The 18,197-nt window shown below is 46.6% G+C and carries 15 protein-coding genes and 3 pseudogenes; 13 read left to right on the plus strand and 5 right to left on the minus strand.

Going from position 1 to position 18,197, the window contains the following annotated elements; translation table 11 throughout:
- Positions 1 to 315: 315 nt before the first annotated feature.
- Both ACLTOQ_RS04000 and ACLTOQ_RS04005 read left to right on the plus strand, forming a co-directional pair.
- Positions 316 to 1,722, plus strand: a complete 1,407-nt coding sequence (locus tag ACLTOQ_RS04000; protein ID WP_412286749.1) for a hypothetical protein — start codon at positions 316 to 318, stop codon at positions 1,720 to 1,722.
- Positions 1,650 to 2,579 (plus strand): annotated as a pseudogene (locus ACLTOQ_RS04005) (IS5 family transposase). Before ACLTOQ_RS04000 ends, ACLTOQ_RS04005 begins: the two are co-directional and overlap by 73 nt.
- Before the next feature lie 482 nt (positions 2,580 to 3,061).
- Here the strand turns inward: ACLTOQ_RS04005 and ACLTOQ_RS04010 are convergent.
- Positions 3,062 to 5,041 carry an alpha/beta hydrolase family protein gene (locus ACLTOQ_RS04010; protein ID WP_412318800.1) on the minus strand — a complete coding sequence of 660 codons (1,980 nt, stop codon included), beginning with the start codon at positions 5,039 to 5,041 and terminating at the stop codon, positions 3,062 to 3,064.
- A 283-nt stretch (positions 5,042 to 5,324) separates the two neighbouring features.
- Between ACLTOQ_RS04010 and tnpA the strand changes: the two genes are divergently transcribed.
- The 4 genes from tnpA to ACLTOQ_RS04030 all read left to right on the plus strand — a co-directional run bounded on the left by tnpA (position 5,325) and on the right by ACLTOQ_RS04030 (position 8,236).
- The gene (gene tnpA, locus ACLTOQ_RS04015) at positions 5,325 to 5,723 is read left to right on the plus strand and encodes an IS66 family insertion sequence element accessory protein TnpA (protein ID WP_412318802.1); all 399 of its coding nucleotides are present in this window, start codon (positions 5,325 to 5,327) and stop codon (positions 5,721 to 5,723) included.
- A gap of 14 nt (positions 5,724 to 5,737) precedes the next feature.
- On the plus strand, positions 5,738 to 6,106 hold the full coding sequence (gene tnpB / locus ACLTOQ_RS04020) for an IS66 family insertion sequence element accessory protein TnpB (RefSeq protein ID WP_412318803.1): 369 nt from the start codon (positions 5,738 to 5,740) through the stop codon (positions 6,104 to 6,106).
- Between the two features lie 48 nt (positions 6,107 to 6,154).
- Positions 6,155 to 7,690: an IS66 family transposase gene (gene tnpC, locus ACLTOQ_RS04025; protein ID WP_412318804.1), complete on the plus strand. Its 1,536-nt coding sequence runs from the start codon at positions 6,155 to 6,157 to the stop codon at positions 7,688 to 7,690.
- 282 nt (positions 7,691 to 7,972) lie between these two features.
- Positions 7,973 to 8,236: a transposase gene (locus tag ACLTOQ_RS04030; RefSeq protein ID WP_262584946.1), complete on the plus strand. Its 264-nt coding sequence runs from the start codon at positions 7,973 to 7,975 to the stop codon at positions 8,234 to 8,236.
- Positions 8,237 to 8,253: 17 nt separating this feature from the next.
- Here ACLTOQ_RS04030 and ACLTOQ_RS04035 read toward each other — a convergent pair whose 3' ends face one another.
- Entirely contained in the window at positions 8,254 to 8,742 is a 489-nt protein-coding gene (locus ACLTOQ_RS04035) for a hypothetical protein (RefSeq protein ID WP_304113595.1), read from the minus strand.
- Between the two features lie 45 nt (positions 8,743 to 8,787).
- On the opposite strand from ACLTOQ_RS04035, the gene ACLTOQ_RS04040 reads away from it, so the two are divergent.
- Positions 8,788 to 9,660: a LacI family DNA-binding transcriptional regulator gene (locus tag ACLTOQ_RS04040; RefSeq protein WP_412318923.1), complete on the plus strand. Its 873-nt coding sequence runs from the start codon at positions 8,788 to 8,790 to the stop codon at positions 9,658 to 9,660.
- A 216-nt stretch (positions 9,661 to 9,876) separates the two neighbouring features.
- A pseudogene (locus ACLTOQ_RS04045) lies at positions 9,877 to 10,116 on the plus strand (recombinase family protein); the annotation flags it as partial.
- Between the two features lie 88 nt (positions 10,117 to 10,204).
- Here ACLTOQ_RS04045 and ACLTOQ_RS04050 read toward each other — a convergent pair.
- Both ACLTOQ_RS04050 and ACLTOQ_RS04055 read right to left on the minus strand, forming a co-directional pair.
- Positions 10,205 to 10,309, minus strand: a pseudogene (locus tag ACLTOQ_RS04050) (toxin-antitoxin system protein); the annotation flags it as partial.
- Positions 10,310 to 10,320: 11 nt separating this feature from the next.
- Positions 10,321 to 11,721: an alanine/glycine:cation symporter family protein gene (locus ACLTOQ_RS04055; RefSeq protein ID WP_021916126.1), complete on the minus strand. Its 1,401-nt coding sequence runs from the start codon at positions 11,719 to 11,721 to the stop codon at positions 10,321 to 10,323.
- Between the two features lie 349 nt (positions 11,722 to 12,070).
- Between ACLTOQ_RS04055 and rsmH the strand changes: the two genes are divergently transcribed.
- The 3 genes from rsmH to ACLTOQ_RS04070 all read left to right on the plus strand — a co-directional run bounded on the left by rsmH (position 12,071) and on the right by ACLTOQ_RS04070 (position 14,079).
- Positions 12,071 to 13,129, plus strand: a complete 1,059-nt coding sequence (rsmH, locus tag ACLTOQ_RS04060) for a 16S rRNA (cytosine(1402)-N(4))-methyltransferase RsmH (RefSeq protein WP_412271084.1) — start codon at positions 12,071 to 12,073, stop codon at positions 13,127 to 13,129.
- Positions 13,130 to 13,145: 16 nt separating this feature from the next.
- Positions 13,146 to 13,577 (plus strand): SseB family protein, encoded by a 432-nt coding sequence (locus tag ACLTOQ_RS04065; protein WP_021916124.1) that lies wholly within the window; start codon positions 13,146 to 13,148, stop codon positions 13,575 to 13,577.
- 112 nt (positions 13,578 to 13,689) lie between these two features.
- Entirely contained in the window at positions 13,690 to 14,079 is a 390-nt protein-coding gene (locus tag ACLTOQ_RS04070) for a VOC family protein (RefSeq protein WP_118495836.1), read from the plus strand.
- A 124-nt stretch (positions 14,080 to 14,203) separates the two neighbouring features.
- Here the strand turns inward: ACLTOQ_RS04070 and fliB are convergent, their stop codons facing one another.
- On the minus strand, positions 14,204 to 15,418 hold the full coding sequence (gene fliB, locus ACLTOQ_RS04075) for a flagellin lysine-N-methylase (protein ID WP_412318806.1): 1,215 nt from the start codon (positions 15,416 to 15,418) through the stop codon (positions 14,204 to 14,206).
- A 160-nt stretch (positions 15,419 to 15,578) separates the two neighbouring features.
- On the opposite strand from fliB, the gene ACLTOQ_RS04080 reads away from it, so the two are divergent.
- Together ACLTOQ_RS04080 and ACLTOQ_RS04085 are read left to right on the plus strand one after the other, a co-directional pair.
- A complete protein-coding gene (locus ACLTOQ_RS04080) occupies positions 15,579 to 17,051 on the plus strand; it encodes a methyltransferase domain-containing protein (protein WP_412318808.1) in 1,473 nt (490 codons plus the stop codon).
- Positions 17,052 to 17,080: 29 nt separating this feature from the next.
- Positions 17,081 to 18,115: a glycosyltransferase gene (locus ACLTOQ_RS04085; RefSeq protein WP_337673105.1), complete on the plus strand. Its 1,035-nt coding sequence runs from the start codon at positions 17,081 to 17,083 to the stop codon at positions 18,113 to 18,115.
- Positions 18,116 to 18,197: the final 82 nt, after the last annotated feature.

Below are 18,197 nucleotides of genomic sequence, written 5' to 3' on the forward strand. Positions count from 1 at the left end.
TACCGGAATATATGGCGCTCATTCTCCGGAATGGTGGCTCTCAAAGTCCGGACAGGTGGCTCAGAGATCCCCGGAATAATCAAGTTCATACCATAAACCATTGCTTTCATCTAAAATGTACTTGTCCATTCAATAAATCCTCCAGTATAATATAATAATCTCTCGGAATCTTCAGCCCAGTAAAATCAAGGCTTTCAGATCCTTCTTTTTATAAAATCCCCCACTTTTTTGCCTAAATCGCTTGACAAATATACCGAAAAATGCGGCGCTTCGCGCCCTTGATCAAAAGTACATTTTTCGATTGGAGGCGATTTTTTGTTACCTGTTAATTGTGGCAGTCATGCCGATTATCAAAACTTTGTTATTGAAAACCTTCGTAAATATTATACTGATCCTGATGCCCTTGCACGTTCCACTTGGGATATCATTGAACGCTTCTGGTATCTGGATTTGTCGGATACCGATGTTCTTTTAGCTGATAAATATTCCAGGTTTGGTCCTGCCCCAAGAACTCCTTCCTGTATGCAGCGCTCTTACCTGCTATCCATTGATTTTAAAGTTTCCTCTATCACCGAATGGGCTGCCCAGCTTAAAATAAACCCTCTTTTTGCCATCCTCAGTGGTTTTCAGGTTGGTGACACTCCGGGTGTTGGTACTTTTTATGATTTTATGAAGCGCTTATGGGATTCTGATGATCCCCATATGTCCCCTCATATCCATCCGATGAAAACAAAAGTGAAAAAGCCACATGCCAAAGGTGAAAAAGCCGCTTCGGTTGAAAAAATAACCGTTGCTGCCCTTCTGCCACAGTTGGAAAAAACATCTTTTTCCATCAACGACCAGCCTTACGCTTCTCTCTTTAAAATCTATCGAAAAGAATTTTTGGATGTCTCCGTGGAAAAGGGTCTTATCCATAAGGATAATCTCGCCCTTGCCGATGATGGGACTCCTGTTGTCACTTCGCACAGAGAACGCAAAAAACGCATATGCAAATGTAAGGAAAATGGCATCTCTGACTGTAACTGTGACCGGTACTTTTCTCAGCCTGACTGTGACATCGGCTGGGATTCCTCTCGCGACTGCTTTTATCATGGATATGATTTATATATGCTGATCGATTCACAGAGTGATCTCCCCGTATTTCCCCATTATTCCTGTGCTTCAAAGCATGATTCACATGGATTCCTTCAGGCTTTTTTTCGAATGAAATCATTCCTTCCAAATTACCAAGTATCAAAAGTACTTTTAGACTCCGCACATGATGCCATGCCTTACTATCAATACTTTAGGCGCAAAAACATCACACCATTTATTGATCTTAACAGCAAAGCTGGAAGACCACCTGTCTATAAAAATGATTTTACCATTGATAACGACGGGGTTCCTGTCTGCCCAGCCGGGCACCGAATGCGGCGCGATGGTATCGAAGTTGCGAAAGGACGCATGAAATTCAAATGTCCGAAGATCAGTCATACAGGCGGTTGGATTTCCTGTACCTGTGACAACCCATGCTCAAACGCTAAATATGGTCGCACCGTCCACTTGGTGTTAGATGACAACCCAAGACTCTTTAATCATCCACCACGAAGCAGCAAAGAATGGAAACTGGAATACAATGCAAGAACATCTGCAGAACGTTTGATATTGTCATATGGACAAAGAAAAAAGAGTTTCTTGCCCAGATCGAGCGGATCGTCCCGTGGAAGGAATGGCTTGCGCTGATTTAGCCGTGCTATTATAAAGGAGAGCGCGACAACAAACCCTATCCGCTGGAGACCATGCTGCGGCTGTATCTGCTGCAAAATCTGTATGACTTGAGCGACGAAGCGACAGCGGCAGAAGCAATCGACAGCCGGGCGTTTTCGGATTTCTGCGGCGTTGATTCAAGCAACCAGGTGCCGAATGGGGATACCATTGGCCGCTTCCGGAACCTGCTGGTGAAAAACGGATTACAGGAGAAGCTGTTCACGCAGGTCGTAGCTGCACTGACGGAACAGGGTCTGATCCTGAAAAAGGGAACGATTGTTGATTCCACCATCATTTCCGCGCCATCCTCCACCAAGAACAAGGAGAAGAAGCGGGATCCGGATGCACATCAGGTCAAGAAGGGCAATACATGGCACTTTGGCTATAAAGCGCATATCGGCGTAGATAAGGACAGCGGACTGGTCCACACATTGGCGGCGACACCCGCCAATGTTCATGACGTGTCGCAGGCTTCATCACTGTTGACTGGTGAGGAAGAGGTCGTTTACGGTGACAGCGGCTATCTCGGCTCCGGAAAGCGTGAGGACGCAATCGTTCGGAATAAGTCTGGCCGCAAAATCAAATACAAAATCAACCGTCGTCCATCCCAGCTAAAGAAACTGAGTAAGAGCGGCCAGTACGCGGCCAAGAAAGCAGAACATGCAAAATCTTCTGGCCGTGCGAAGGTGGAGCACGTATTTGGCATCGTCAAAAAACAACTAGGGTTTCGGAAAACGCGATACCGAGGGCTCGAAAAGCAACGAGCCAAATTCAATATCATATTTGCGTTAGCGAATCTGCTTCTGGCTGACAGGCCCTGCCTGGCGGCTTGAATCTGTATACCTTCTGCGAGAATTCTAAGCGCAAACCGTTCTGCCAAAAGCCACCTGCTGGCAGGACAGTTCTTTTTGCCTTATTATGCGATGTTGCCTTAAATGTGTATTCTTAGCCATGGTTTTCTCCGTTTCTTAGCTGCCGCCATTCGGAGAAAACGAAGGGGCTCTGCCCCTTAAACCCCGAGGTTTATCGCTTTTGTTTCCAGGAAGGCAGCAAAAAAGGCAGCATCCGTTAAGATGCCGCCTTCCCGCAAACCCTATGTGCCGCTCAGGTCGCTCCTCAGCGTTGCCCTATCCTGCACATAGGTAAAGCATTAGTATTGTAAACTACCGTTGGAGTCAAGTCAAGAGCTGCTGTAATGTTTGTAAAAGTTACTTCCGGGTACCTTTTTGCAAGATTAACTTCCGCTCCGCCTGCCCTCCAACCGGATTTTAACTATTCAATTGACGAGATTGTCTACTCAATATACTATTCTTATTTATGGCAGTAACGATGTGGTCATGCTTGCTTTCATTACGCCCATAGCAGCAAAGATAAGTGAAACTACGATTGCACCAAGCCAGATGTTTCCGGTCTTTTTAAAAGCCTTTCTGACAAAGAACGGAGCAAGAAACAACATCCAGAAATTAATCGCCAAGACAAGTAAATCGCTCCAGTTCCACCCAAAAACACGAGGGGTTTGTCCTGTTATCAACAAGGTTGAATATTGAATTATTAAAAGAATCATACAGCCAAGGCTGTTACTTAGGCCGCAGATTACAAGGTTTTTTGTCTCGCTCATGCCTTCAACACGAAATGCACCATTGATAAGAAGACTGTACTGGACATAGAACAAGAAGAAAAACGGCCAGTAGTTCAGTAAGGCAGGAAGTTTTTCGGGCTTGAATGGTTTTAATGCGCTCATCCACATTCGGAAATCCGTATTGAAACTCCATTTACAAAACGTAACAATTCCATAAACAATTACAAAAATAGCCAAACCCACACAGAATGTTTTAAACAATTCGACCTTTCCAATTTTAAGTCCAATCATCTCATCGGAACGAAGTCCGGTCTTTTTGTCACGTTTGAAATTGAGCCAGAACCAAAACGCTACCCAGATAGTATTCAAAAAAGTCCATGTCACAATGAGGTTCATCGGCGCAATATTGAACCAAGCTGTCGGTGTTCCGCAGGAAGCGTCAGGAAATATTTTTAAGTATAGAGGCATAGTGATAAATGCCGTAACAACAGAAACACAGCCTCCCGCTATCACACCTATCCAGAACTTCTTGCTTTCCTTCTTGTCAGTCAAAGCTGGTACTTTAGGGGGCTCCTTCTCAGCACGTAACTTTTGAAATACTGGCATAGCAAGAACCAAATCCATTAAAGGAAGTAACGCAGCGAGTAGGGCCAAAAGAGCTATAGCATTGAAAAGGAGTTTCGCAGGATAAATGAGACTTGTAGGAGAGACAGGTGTATTGACCTCGAAGCAATATGTAAAGAAACTTATAATGTCTCTAACTGCCTCGGGAACAATGGGGATTGCTCCATGGATTGAAAGCGGTTGATATATAATGCGGAGTGTGTTGTCCTCTCTGTTTCCGTAATAAGTTCCTTCCTCCACATAATCAACTTTTTCCCCATCAGATAAACTGGAATTGATAAATTCAATTCCTTCGATTGCATCACCTACAATACGACTTGTTTTTGTTGATACAAGGTCACCACATTCCTCAATAGACCCCATCAAACAGCCGACATTTACATGAAGCGCAGATGGATCATATCCATTGTTTGCGGTGGGAGGTGAGCCGCACGGCAGGGCTGCTGTAACCTTTAGCAAGGATTGAGCTGCTAAAAGCTCATCTTCGGTGATGGATTCACCCCCGTCTGAATCGGGGCTTTGCGCTTGCTCAATAGCGGCATTATACATATGCCCATAATGTTGTACTGTTGTCCATGTGCATATTCCACCCATTGACAGTCCGGTAACCCCCACTTTATCTGTATCTATAAAGTCCAGTATACCACTGGTCAAATAATCTGTTAGGGCAACCATCCCCATTCCATCCGAGTACATATTCGTATATAGAGCCATTTCACCCTTTTGATAAAACATACCCGATGTACCATGACTATATGGCTCCATATTAGCAACGGCTATTCCTCTTCTTGAAAGTTCTGTAGCAACATAACTCCAAGACTCTCCTGCATCCTCCCACCCGGAGGAAGTGATAACCAGCGGAACTTTATTTTCAGCAGAGGCATTTTGGGGGATATACAAGGTTGCGTTTAACTGCTGTTGATGATCAGTTACTATAGAGATGTTCATTGTGCGAACTTTCCCGAAGTTCGTTTGCACTAACATTGCACCTATGCTGGCAACCAAAATAATTATCAGCAAAATACACAGAGTGCGATACCATGATTGTTTTTTTCGTGTTTTCCTCCTTGAAAAATAGTTTTTCATGTTCATGTTTTCCTCCTTGAAAAATATTGGGTTTACACAGTAGTTAATCGTTTATATAAACGATTAACTACTGCGTAAATAGTATATCTTACCATTGCAATTGCTTCAATTGACAAATGGTCTAAAAAGGTTTCTTTTTTTTTGTTCAATTCTACAAGATGCCCTTGCATGTAAAGTAAGCGTCAAATAAGAAGGTGTATCGAAATCTCTGGATATTGCCTGTAAACTATTGATTAGAGTTTTGGAAGTTGACTCTAAAAACTCTAAATCTAATCCAAGGAGCAGGCTTATGGATCTTTCTTCTTTGACCCCAGACAAACAGGTGAAACTTCAATACTGGCTGGATGTGATACGGCAATGCAGGGCTTCTGGACTGACAAATCAGCTCTGGTGTGAACAGCATGATATCCCTTTAAAAAGTTATTATTACTGGCTTTCCAAAATTCGAAAGCTCGCCCTGGAAGAACTGCCCCGCAAGAAAAACGGCATCCACATGTGTACAGACCAACAGTCAGCTGTTTTAACGGAATCCTCGGCTGAGTTTGCGGAGCTTTCACTTCCGGACAGAAGCATTTCCCGTTCCACTCCTGCAGCCATACTTCATATCGGATCCATAACAGTGGAACTTTATGAATGCACATCTGCCCAGATGCTGGAAAACATTTTGAAAGCCGTGCAGTCATGTTAGGAGATCTTTCCCATGTGGAGAAAATTTATATCCGATGCGGCTACACCGATATGCGAAAGCAGCTCAATGGCTTACTTGATATCATCCAGTACAACTTCAAACTGGATCCCTACAGCAATTCCTTATTCCTGTTCTGTGGAAAGCGGGCTGACCGGATCAAAGCGGTCCATTACGAGGGAGACGGTTTCTGCCTTTTATACAAACGGTACGAAAACGGACGTCTCCAATGGCCGCGGACCGGCGAAGAAGCAAAACAGATCTCTGACCAGCAGCTCCGCTGGCTTCTGGAAGGTTTGAACCCGGAGCAACCCAAGGCGGTTCAAAAATGGCTTCCGCATAAGTCTGGAAACGCTGAAAATCCCTGGAAATACTGGGAAATCTGACGGTTTCATGATATAATAACACTATCGAAACGAAAGGGTTTTCTGGTTATGTCAGCTACGGAACAGGAGTACAAAGATCATATCAAAGAACTGAAACAGCAGATCCGGCTCCTGAAAGAGCAGGTTGATTTCCTGACCCGTAAACTTTATGGAACAAAATCCGAGAAGGCATCTACTCTCGAAATCGAGGGTCAGATGTCTCTTTTTAATGAGATCGAAGCCTGTGCGGATTCTGACGCACATGAACCGGATCTTGTCGAGGTGGAGAAACATCTCCGCAAAAGGAAATACGCCGGCCAGCGGGAAGAACTGGTGAAAAATCTCCCTCACAGAAAAGTACTTCATACCCTGGATGAAAGGGAACAGGTCTGCGATAACTGCGGAAGTACGATGGTGAAAGTCGGGGAAGAATTCGTCCGCACGGAAGTTCAGTTTATCCCTGCAAAGCTCAAGGTAATCGACCATTACCGGGAAACGTATGAATGCAGGTCATGCCGGAAAAATGGAACTCCTTATATGGAGAAGGCTCCGGTACCATATCCTCCCGTTCTGCATTCTCTGGCATCTGCATCTACAATCGCTTGGCTCATCCACCAGAAGTTTGAATTAGGCATTCCATTGTACAGGCAGGAAAAAGAATGGGAGGCCTTGGGATTATGTTTAAGCAGAGCGACCCTGTCAAACTGGCTTCTGGTTGTCTACCGGGACTGGCTTATACACATCGTTCACCGTCTTAAGCAGGAACTTCTGAAACAGAGATATCTTCATATCGATGAAACACATGTACAAGTGCTGAAAGAACCAGGACGGAAAAATACGTCAGATTCTTATATGTGGGTTTACTGCAGCATCAAGGATGCCGTGACCCCCATCCGCTACTTCGAGTACCGGCCTGGACGAGGCGGGAAATATCCGGAAGTGTTTCTGAAGGGATATGAAGGTTATATCCATACAGACGCTTATTCCGGATACAATGCAGTTTCAGGAGTAAAAAGATGCCTTTGCTACACGCACCTGCGCCGGGCTTTTGTGGATGCGCTCCCCAAAGACATCCATACTCCGGAAGCATCAAAACCTGCGGAAGCAATCCTCCGTCTGAATCAAGTCTTTGGCATAGAGTCAGAGTTGGAGGCGCTTTTTCCTGACCAGAAGAAAAAAGAACGTCTTATCCGCGAGAAACCGCTTCTCGAGGCTTTTTGGTCGTGGGCAGAAAAAAGTGCCATCGGAGAGCTGCCGAAATCCAAACTTTCAAAAGCTTTTCATTACGCCTTAAATAACCGTGAAGGATTTTTTCATTATCTGGAGGACGGAAACTGTTCCATCAGCAATTCTCTTGCAGAAAACTGTATCCGCCCCTTTGTAATCGGCAGAAAGAACTGGCTGTTTTCTGGCAGCCCGAAAGGGGCGGAAGCCAGTGCAGGAATCTATACACTGGTAGAGACAGCAAAAGCGAACGGGCTTGCCCCGATGAAATATATAAAATATATCCTGTCCGACATGCCGGGGAGTGCATTTCTTGAACATCCTGAATATCTGGATGATTATCTACCTTGGAATCCTCTGGTAAAAGAATTCTGTCGATAACCGTTGACCTTTTAGTATAAAAGGCTGACGGTTATTTTTCTATACACTGTTTTATTTGACGCTTACCATGTAAAAGCGAATTTATCTGATTTTTGTTTTTAGCTTGACTTGACTCCAAGCTGACTATATACTTTAAAAAATAAGGCAAAGGTGAAGGTTGAAACAATGCAATTTAAGCACTATACCGAAAAAGAACACACAAAACCAAGCCACCTAAAAGCAGGCGAAAATCGAAGTTATGCTTAAAAGTTAAGTAGTAGATGGAGCAGTTACAAGATATCCTTGCCGCTGGCGGATAAAGGCTATGACAGCGATAAATTTGTACGCTGGTTGGAAGAACGGGGCGGAATCGTGGTGATTCCCAGCCGTATCACTGCCAAACACCCCAGGAAAACAGACTGGCACACATACAAAGAGCGTCATCTGGTGGAAAACCTTTTCCTCAAGCTGAAAAACAACCGCCGTTTTGCCACCCGGTATGAGAAGAAAGCACTCTATTTTCACGCTGTTGTCTGTCTTGCCTGTATCCTTGTTTGGTTTCTTTGATGGTTTTAAAACGGACTCTAGGAGCAAAGATGCTTTGAGGTGGGGAGCACGGATATGTCCACGCCAATTTCAGAGATAACACCTATAGCAGAAAAGGCTTGGATACCCTGAGCCGTTGCAATGATGTTGAGCTGTGGGAGATATTTCTCAGAGGTAGCCAGAATCAGCGATTGTAGGTTCAGTTTGCACAATTCCAAGACATCCATGTGGGAGCGGATGATGCGGGACTTTTCAGCCTGTTCAACACACATTTTCCCGTCCACGGCGGCAAGGATTTCTACGTCAGTTGCTTTCATGTGCTTAATGCGGAAACCGGAAACGTCTGTGATTTTCACCGCAGGTTTTTCCAAAATCCCAACAAATTTTTTTGCTGCGTTAGAGCCACTTCGTTTCGTGCCCTTTTGTGCTTTGTAGCGCAGCGGAAAGGCATGGTCATAAAAATGAAAAAGAGCAGTATGGCGGATGTTGCAAGACTTGCCGGAGTCTCTATTGCCACCGTAAGTCATGTGATTTCTGGGAAAAGATACGTATCAGATGAGATGACACAAAGGGTGAAAAAAGCTATTGAGGAACTGGCATATACTCCAAACTTGGCAGCTAGAAATTTAAAAACAGGAAAAAGCAATGCAATTCTTTTTATTGTTCCTAATATTGGAAATAATTTTTTTTCTACAGCTGTAGAAGAGTTAGAAACTTACTTTTCTGAGGTTGGCTACAGATTACTAATTGCAAGTACTAAAGAAAATGTCACTCGTGAGGCGGAGCAGCTTCATGAAATTAACAGTAGCATGGTAGATGGAGTTATTTTAGCTAGCACTGCAGAAAGTTATGATCAGCTAATGCAATATCTTCCACACACGTTACCAATTGTTCTTTTTGACCGTAGTTTTGATGCGATTAATTTGAGTAGTGTTGTGTGCAGCAGTGCCCCTCAGTTGTCAGAAGCAGTTACTGCACTGTATAAAAAGGGCCATCGTCGCATTGGATTTATTGTCAGCCGCCGACGGATATCAAGTGCACAAGAGCGGTTAGGCGCATATCTTCATGTAATGGAGCAATTTGGTATTTCAGATATCAATACTTTCATCAAAGAAAGCGAAGATGATTATGCAAAGGTTGAGATAGGCTGTGCACAGTTATTACAGGAGGGGACAACAGCGATTATTGCCTCCGATGGCGCAATATCCTTTTATACAAGACACGCTTGCATTCAAATGGGGAAGATCCTTGGGAAAAATATTGAAATTGTTGGGTACGTTGATGCACCAAATACCGACTTGATGATTGACTATTTTGCAACCATAAAACTGCCAATTCGAGAGGCAGCACACAAAGCGGGGGAAGAGATTATTTCTTGTATTCAGAATCCGAATATTATTCATAAAATTGAACTCTCTGCTACACTTATTTTTCGTCAGTCTTAATTTAAAATTCAAATATTTATATGTAAACGGTTTGAAACGCACCCGCACACAAAGGCTATTTATGTGCGGGCACATTTTTTTGACATTAATGTTGGAGGTTATGATGAAGAGAGGCAGAATTTTGAAGTCAAGAAATTTTCAATGTTTTTTATTTATAAAAAGTGAAAGATAACAATTTATTAGTTTTGAATACTTCGCAGAAATTACCCTTGACAAATACAGTTTCAGAAGAAAATGCTTGAAAAGTATGCCAAAGAACAGGGTTTTACGAATCTTGCACACTATACCGATGATGGGTATAGCGGCACAAACTTTGACAGACCGGATTGGAAGCGATTGACTGCTGACATTGAAGAAGGGAAAATCGGATGTGTTATCGTCAAGGATATGAGTCGAATCGGCAGAAATTATCTGGAAGTAGGATTTTATACGGAGGTTCTATTTAGTACAATGGGATTCCCGGAAAATTGGAAAGAGTTACTTCAACATAAATAGTGATTGAAATCCCGCACCACTGATGCGAGATTTCAATAATAAACATATATCAGAAGATATCCAAACTATCCTCTGCATCCACCCATGCTTGCATCTCACCATCGAGAGCAAGCCTTGCATATTCCAGCGGATTATCAATCGCCAGACGTGATATTAACAGTTGTGTTACAACGTGCCGCTCTTTTCCGCCTGATCGACATCGATCGCAAGCTTCTTGACCTGCCCGGAGAGAATAAGCAGGGCGATCAGGTTGGGAATCGCCATCAGACCGTTGAAGGTATCTGCAATATCCCAAAGCAGACCAAGGTTGATTGTTGCACCGATGATCGATACAAAGGAATAGGCTACAAGGAAGGGACGGACGAGCTTTTCTCCGCCTAAAAATTCGATACAGCGGGAACCGTATAAGCCCCAGCCGATGATTGTGCTGAATGCGAAGCAGCACATGGCAACTGCGGTGAAGATAGAAACCCAGCCCCCATAGGTTGCAGTAAAGCCGGAAATTGTCAGCTCTGCGCCGGCTGCCTGACCATAGACGATGTTGGGCGCACCGAGCAGAATGACAAGACCGGTAAGTGTACAGATCACGATCGTATCCATGAATACTTCAAAAATACCGAACATGCCCTGATGGACAGCATTGTTCGTATCTGCGCAGGCATGGGCGATGGAACCGGTACCAAGGCCGGCTTCATTGGAAAAAATACCGCGGGAGACGCCTTTTTTCATGCTTAAAAACATGCTTCCGATGATGCCGCCGGTGGCTGCCTGAGGGGTAAATGCACTTTTAAAAATCATGGCAAACACTGCAGGAACGCGGCTGATATGTAAAATAACAACGCCGATTGCAAGGATTACATATAAAGCTGCCATAAACGGAACGAGTTTTTCCGAAACCTGACCGATCCGCTGGATTCCGCCAAGCAACACCATGGCAACGAAAGCGGCAATGAAAATACCGAAGATCAGATTGGCACGTTCATCTACAGTGCCGTCGATGATATGCAGGTTGTGCAGTGCAGAATGAATAGAAGAAACAATGGTATTAACCTGGGTGGCGTTTCCTGTGCCGAACACAGTCAGGACGCCGAACAGGGCATAAAGAACCGCTAAAAAATGCCATTTTTTGGACAGACCATTTTTAATATAGTACATTGGACCGCCAACATATTCGCCATTTGCGTTCTTTTCCCGGAAATGGATTGCGAGCGTAACCTCGGAAAATTTGGTACACATGCCGAGAAAAGCAGAGCACCACATCCAGAAAATTGCGCCAGGACCGCCGAGGGCAATCGCGCCCGCAACGCCTGCGATGTTGCCGGTACCGACCGTGCCTGCAAGCGCGGTACAGACTGCCTGGAACGGGCTCATGGAGCCGTCCTTTGCCTGTGTTTTGTCAAAAATTTTACCGATCGTGTTTTTCAGGGCAGCGCCGAATTTGCGCACTTGAATGAAACGGGTACGGACAGAAAGCAGAAGTCCTACGCCGATGATGCAGATCATTGCGGGGACGCCCCAGATAAATCCGTTGACCGCCTGATTGATTTTGATGATACTTTCTAACATAAAACCCTCATTTCTTCCCATTGATCCGGAATGGGCAGGAAGCTTCACTTGAATGCGTTACCGGACTGAAACGGGAAAGTCTTTTGCACCATTATGACATAAAATACAGGATTTGTACAAGTTTTTTATGGAATGGATAGGATTGGCGTGTGCAGACTACAGCTCTTAAGTGTGACGGGGATGGGCTGTCATTTTTTATGGGTGATCGACAGGAAAAGCGCTTGTTTTTTGGGAAAAAAACGGCTAAAATTTGAAATGTCCTGACAGGCAGAGGTTCTTTTTGTGCTGCTTGGGGAGCTTGAGATAGAAGGGGCAATGGATGAACTTAGCAGGGAATAGGAGGATGCATTTGGAACAGGAAAATCAGGCGCAGCAGCATAAGCGCCGCGTTCGATATAAAGGAAAATACCCGAAGAAATTCGAGGAAAAATATAAGGAGCTGCAGCCGGAAAAATATCAGGATACAGTGCAGCATGTGATCCGTAAGGGAAATACGCCTGCCGGGATGCACATTTCGATTATGGTAAAGGAAATTCTGGATTTTCTGCAGATTCAGCCCGGGGAAACCGGCTTTGACGCGACGCTGGGCTACGGCGGACACACAAAAGCGATGCTGGAATGTTTGCATGGTGAGGGGCACATGTATGCGACGGACGTAGACCCGGAGGAATCCGCCAAGACGAAAAAGCGTCTGGAGGAGCTGGGCTATGGGGAGGATATTCTTTCCATCCGGCTGCAGAATTTCTGCACGATCGACGAGATCGCGAAGGAGGTCGGCGGATTTGATTTCATCCTGGCGGACCTGGGAGTGTCTTCGATGCAGATCGACAATCCGAAGCGCGGTTTTTCCTTCAAAGTGGATGGTCCTCTGGATCTGCGATTGAATCAGGAAAAGGGCATCAGCGCGGCAGAACGGCTGGATACGATATCGCGAGAAGAGCTTGCCGGTATGCTGTATGAAAATTCGGACGAGCCATATTGCGAGGAGCTTGCGAAGGCAATCACAGAAGAAATCCGCCGCGGCAACCGGATTGACACGACGACAAAGCTGCGCGGGGTGATCGAAAAGGCGCTGGATTTTTTGCCGGAAAAGGAAAAGCAGGAGACGGTCAAAAAGACCTGCCAGCGGACGTTTCAGGCGCTGCGCATTGACGTCAACCACGAGTTTGAAGTGCTTTATGAGTTCATGGAAAAGCTGCCGGGCGCATTGAAGCCGGGCGGGCGCGTTGCAATCCTGACGTTCCATTCCGGCGAGGACAGGCTCGTGAAGCAGGCACTGAAAGAGGGCTATCGGGAGGGCATCTATTCTGATTATGCCAAAGATGTCATCCGCCCTTCTGCGCAGGAATGTGCACAGAACGGACGCGCGCGTTCGACGAAAATGCGCTGGGCGGTGCGTGCAGAGTGAGGGGATGGAGATGATTATGGAAGAAAAAGACACCGAACTGCGGGACGAGGGGCTGCGGGGAAATGAAAAAATAGAGGAAGCCATCGCCGGGCTGCAGCAGGAGCCGACGCAGGAAATGCTGGCACATGCGCTGACGGTGGTGCGCCGCCGAATGAAAGAAAACGGACAGCTTATCGTTGCAGTGGAGCCTCCGGCTGGCGGCGGACAGCTTTTACTGCAGACCGTCAAAACGTCGGATGGCAAACTGTGGTGGGCTGCGTTTACCGGATTTGAGGAAGAGCTGCGCGGCAGCGACCGCGTGAAATCGACGTTTTTGGCGGATATGGGACAGCTGTTTGCAACCGCGCTGCAGGCAGACGGCGTGGAAGGGATCATTTTGAATCCCTGGAACCGGACGCTGATGCTGGAAAAAGAGCTGATCCGGATTATTTTGGGGCAGCAGGGGTAAAGCACTTGTGCGAAGCGGCAGACATGGGAAGATAATGCTGGACTGGTGGATGCCGCAGCAGGAGTTACAAAGGATAAGTCGCTGGATATGCGGCAGAAAGAGAGGAAACGAAATGATTACAGGTGTTCATCATGTATGTGTGAAATGCAGACCGGAGGAGCTGGAAAAGGTTCAGAAGTTCTATGGGGAGCTTCTTGGACTTCCGCTTGTCAGAAGCTGGGGTGAGCCGAAGGTGGAAGGGCTGATGTACGGCGCAGGGACGAGCCTGATTGAAATTTTCCCGAATGCGGAAGAGGATCTGCCGCAGGGCGCAATCCGCCATTTCGCGCTGGCGACAGACGATGTGGACAGCATCGTGGAGGCTGCGCGCAAGGCAGGCTATGCTGTGACGATGGAGCCGGGCGATATTGAAATCATGTCGAAGCCCTCTCTCCCGGCGCGGATCGCATTTATCATCGGACCGGTGGGAGAAGAAATCGAGCTGTTCTGCGAAAAACAATAGAATGCACGCTCTGCGAGCATTCTATTGTCATGAATAAAAGAAATGAGCAAAAAGAAGCGCCGTCCGGGACATCTGCCCGGCGGCGCTTTTTGACTGCAGGGCGGCAGCTGCCATCCGGTAGGTTCTAAAACCCCGCGAGCAGCGCAAAATAGCCCCAGTCCCAGAGCAGGGATTCGAAGCTGTTTTCCAGATATTCATAAATATCTTCTTCGTCATAGCCGGTCATACGGTTGATAATGACCAGCGCTTCCCGCACTTTTTCATAGGAAAATGCCTCCGGGCTGTCCTGCCAGATGAGGAACAGGCTCTGGCGCACCGCGGCATACTGCAGCATCAGCCACTGCAGGCGCACGAGCATATGCCTTGTGGTGTCCTCAAAGGAAAGCAGCTCGGAATAGACCTCGTTTGCAAGGTAGCTGCGCATCAGAGGCTCGTATTGCGCGAAGGCAGTACGGAATGCCTGCCATTGCGCCGGGAGCTCTTCTTCTGTCTGTAAATGTGCCAGAAGGTTGGAAAGTGCGATGCCGGCGCGGCTGGCGATCTCCTCGTATGGTTTGGAGGGATCGGAGGTTTCGTCTTCCGGTTCCGTGAGCAATTCCGACAACGTTTCCGCCTGCTGTGTGAGTGGGGTAAGCCATTCCTGATAGAGCTGCTCTTTCTGATAGTTGACAGAAAGATCTAATAAAAGTTCGTTGCACTCCAAAACAGAGTCGATGCAGTCCGGCGAGAGGTCGTCCATGGCATCATAAAGCTGACAAAAGCTTTTTTCAGAAAAACAATCTGAAACAAAGTCTTTTGTCGGCTTTTTTTTTCGGTGGATTTCCTGTATCATATAAAAACAGGCGGAAAGAATCTGCTCCGGCAGCCGGTCAGTCTGCTGCAAAATGGCGTCGATGACTGCAGAACGGATGAAAAATGGTATGCTGTCAATATTCGGATGCGGAAAAGTAAGCGGTGCGGCATCCTGCGCTGCCCAGAGGTCAATCACAGCGGGACAGCAGGGCATGAGCGAAGCCTCCTCGTGATCGGCAAAGGAATGGGTTTCGCGGGGGAAAACCTGACACGTTTCGGAAATCGCATCCTCTCCGTGTTCGAGAACAAGACGGCAGAGTTTATTTTTTTCAAGAAACGGACAGACATGGCGGCTGTTTAAAGCGATCACGCGCTGACCGTCCTGAACGTAGGTAAAGAGTTTCGAATCCACAGGTGGATTTAAGGCTGCCCAGCGCTTCAGCGTATCGTCATCGACAGAAATTTTCCATTCCTGGCAGCAGGTGATGGGACATTTGTCCGCTGTACAGCGAAACTGCGCATAATAATCGGGGTATAATGTTTGCATAGGCGTATCTCCAAGTGTTAGTGGTGAAAATATTATACATGCGCCTGTTGAAATTGAAAAGTCCCGGGAATATAATGAAGATCAAAGTTAGATAAGGCTAAGTATACAGACGGCAGCGATATCTGTGCGCTGCAATGGGCCTATGGGAGATGAAAAGGAAATGAAAATCTATTCTTTTGGTGAGGAAACAAAGCCGGCAATTTTACTGCTGCCGGGGACATGCTGTCACTGGAAACGGAACTTCGGACATGTGATCCCTCTGCTGCAGGAGCACTTTTATGTGCTCTGCGCGTCCTATGACGGGTTCGACGAGACGGAGGATTCGACCTTTCCGAACATGTTGATCGAGACGGCAAAGCTGGAAAGCTATATCCAGAAAAATCTCGGCGGTCAGCTCTTTGCGGCATATGGCTGTTCTTTGGGCGGCTCCTTTGTGGGACTTATGGTGCAGCGCAAAAAAATCCATATCCGGCACGGAATCCTCGGAAGCTCCGATCTGGATCAGGGTAGCAGCTTTGGAACCTGGGCGATGGCGAAAGCGATGACGCCTCTTCTTGGAAAAATGCTTCGCAGCGGAAAGCTTCCAGCCTGGGCAAAAAAGAAAATGGAAGAAAAAGCCGGTGCCGAGTATGCGCAGGCAATGCTGCAGCTGTTCGGGTGCAGTGCCGCCACGCAGGAGCTGCCTTCCATGGCATTTGTGTCCAATACGAGCATTTTCAACCAGTTCTTTTCCGATATGGTGACGCCGCTGGAAGATGATATTTATGTGCCCGGAACGAAAATTCACTGTTTTTATGCAGTGAAGATGGGGGAGGAATACGAAAACCGCTACAGAAGACATTTTGTGGATCCGGATATCCGGTACCATGCGATGCAGCATGAAGAGCTTTTGGCATGCTACCCGGAACAGTGGGTAGAGGAAGTGTTGGCAAGCTGTCGTCTGGACGGCCGCGGAATGGAAGAAAATGATTTCGAAGAAAGACATTTCACAGAAGCAGAGCGCGCTCAGGCGGAAATTACCGAGTCCGGAAATCCGAGAAAGCCGGAGGGTGAGGATGGCAAAAAGATGCTGGAGCGCATGAATGAGAGCCACCACAATGTGACCGGCTGGGCGCTTTCCCTTTGGGAGATTCAGGGAAACGACAACATTCTGGATATCGGCTGCGGCGGCGGAGCTGCGCTGTCTAGGATGGCGGAGCATGTGACGGACGGACATTTGACGGGAATTGATTATTCGCCGGTATCGGTGGAAACATCCCGCGCGACGAATACAGAATCGGTTGCGGCAGGCAAGATGGAAATTCTGGAAGGATCGGTGGAAAAGCTTCCCTTCGAGGCAGAGACCTTTGACAAAATCGTGACCGTGGAAAGCTTTTATTTCTGGCCGAACCCACAGGAAAACTTAAAAGAGGTGCGCAGGGTATTAAAGACCGGCGGAACCTTTTTGTTGGTTGCAGACATTTATGAAAAGCCCGGACTGCCCAGAGAGGTAAAAGATAATATTCGCAAATTCCACCTGTTCAACCCGACCCGGGAGCAGTTTAAGAACCTGTTTCGGGAAGCCGGATTTGCAGAGACAAAGATTCACACAAAGGACGGCGAAGACTGGATCTGCGTAGAGGGAACCAAATAATAGAGCGCGCACAGAACGGAGAAAATGATATGAAACTGAGTATCATCGTGCCGGTTTATAACATGGCATCGGACGGAAAACTGAATTACTGCCTGGATTCGCTGGCGGCGCAGACGATTTCGGATTACGAGGTCATCACGGTGGATGATGCTTCTACGGACGAATCCTTTTCGATTCTGCTGGAGTATGAAAAAAAGTACCCCGGTAAATTCAAAGCTGTACATTCGGAAGTCAACAAGCGGCAGGGCGGCGCGAAAAATATCGGGTTGTCCCTTGCAAAAGGCGAATGGATCGGATTTATTGACAGCGACGACTGGATTTTGCCCACGATGTACGAAAAGCTGATCGGACGTGCGGAGGAAACCGGTGCGGATATGGTGGGCTGTGATTACTGCCTGACGGATGAACACAGCATGAAAATCGGCAAACGTGTGGAAAACGGCAAAGCAGAGCAGAGCGGTGTGCTTGGCAATAAACAGTGTCGGTCATTGATTTTAGACAGCGGAAGCCTTGTTGTAAAGGTCTATCGCCGGGAAATTTTCATGGACAGCGGCATCCGCTTTCCGGAGCACATTTTTTACGAGGATAATGCGATCAGCGACGCGGTGCTTTTACAGGCACATCATTATGAATATATCCCGGAGGTCATGTATTTTTATTACCAGCATGAAGCGTCCACGGTGCATACCATCAGCAGGGAGCGCTGTGAAGACCGGATGGCGGCTGGACGGGGCATTCTGGAAAATGCGAAGAAATTCGGTTATCTTGAAACCTACCGACCGGAAATCTGCTTTGAATACACGATGCTGTTTTATGTCAATACGTTGTTTTCCTATATGGTCGGAAAGGGTCATAAATCGCTTTCTTTTATCCGGAAGATGGGAAACGAATTAAAAGAAGCGTTCCCGGATTTTGCGGACAATCCGTATTATCAGGAACGCGTCAATGCAGAGCAGAAAAAAATGATTGCCATGCAGCAGCGCTCTACAGCAGCGTTTGTATTGTACTATAAAGCACTCTGGACATGGCGTAATTTTCGAAAAAAGCATTTCGGGAAAAAATGATATGGAGCTGTGTGGCGGAATATAGGAAAAACGAACCTTCTAAATTTCCTTTCGGAAATTCAGAAGCAGCGCAAAAAAAGAG

The sequence above is a fragment of the Gallintestinimicrobium sp. genome (assembly GCF_046968865.1).
Taxonomy (GTDB): domain Bacteria; phylum Bacillota; class Clostridia; order Lachnospirales; family Lachnospiraceae; genus Gallintestinimicrobium; species Gallintestinimicrobium propionicum.

Bases quoted from the DNA above. Each gene is read 5' to 3' on its own strand.
- tnpC (WP_412318804.1), top strand. From the start codon at position 6,155: ATGTCAGCTACGGAACAGGAGTACAAAGATCATATCAAAGAACTGAAA.
- ACLTOQ_RS04070 (WP_118495836.1), top strand. From the start codon at position 13,690: ATGATTACAGGTGTTCATCATGTATGTGTGAAATGCAGACCGGAGGAG.
- ACLTOQ_RS04055 (WP_021916126.1), bottom strand. From the start codon at position 11,721: ATGTTAGAAAGTATCATCAAAATCAATCAGGCGGTCAACGGATTTATC.
- ACLTOQ_RS04065 (WP_021916124.1), top strand. From the start codon at position 13,146: ATGGAAGAAAAAGACACCGAACTGCGGGACGAGGGGCTGCGGGGAAAT.
- ACLTOQ_RS04035 (WP_304113595.1), bottom strand. From the start codon at position 8,742: ATGACTTACGGTGGCAATAGAGACTCCGGCAAGTCTTGCAACATCCGC.
- tnpA (WP_412318802.1), top strand. From the start codon at position 5,325: ATGGATCTTTCTTCTTTGACCCCAGACAAACAGGTGAAACTTCAATAC.
- fliB (WP_412318806.1), bottom strand. From the start codon at position 15,418: ATGCAAACATTATACCCCGATTATTATGCGCAGTTTCGCTGTACAGCG.
- ACLTOQ_RS04085 (WP_337673105.1), top strand. From the start codon at position 17,081: ATGAAACTGAGTATCATCGTGCCGGTTTATAACATGGCATCGGACGGA.
- ACLTOQ_RS04010 (WP_412318800.1), bottom strand. From the start codon at position 5,041: ATGAACATGAAAAACTATTTTTCAAGGAGGAAAACACGAAAAAAACAA.
- ACLTOQ_RS04080 (WP_412318808.1), top strand. From the start codon at position 15,579: ATGAAAATCTATTCTTTTGGTGAGGAAACAAAGCCGGCAATTTTACTG.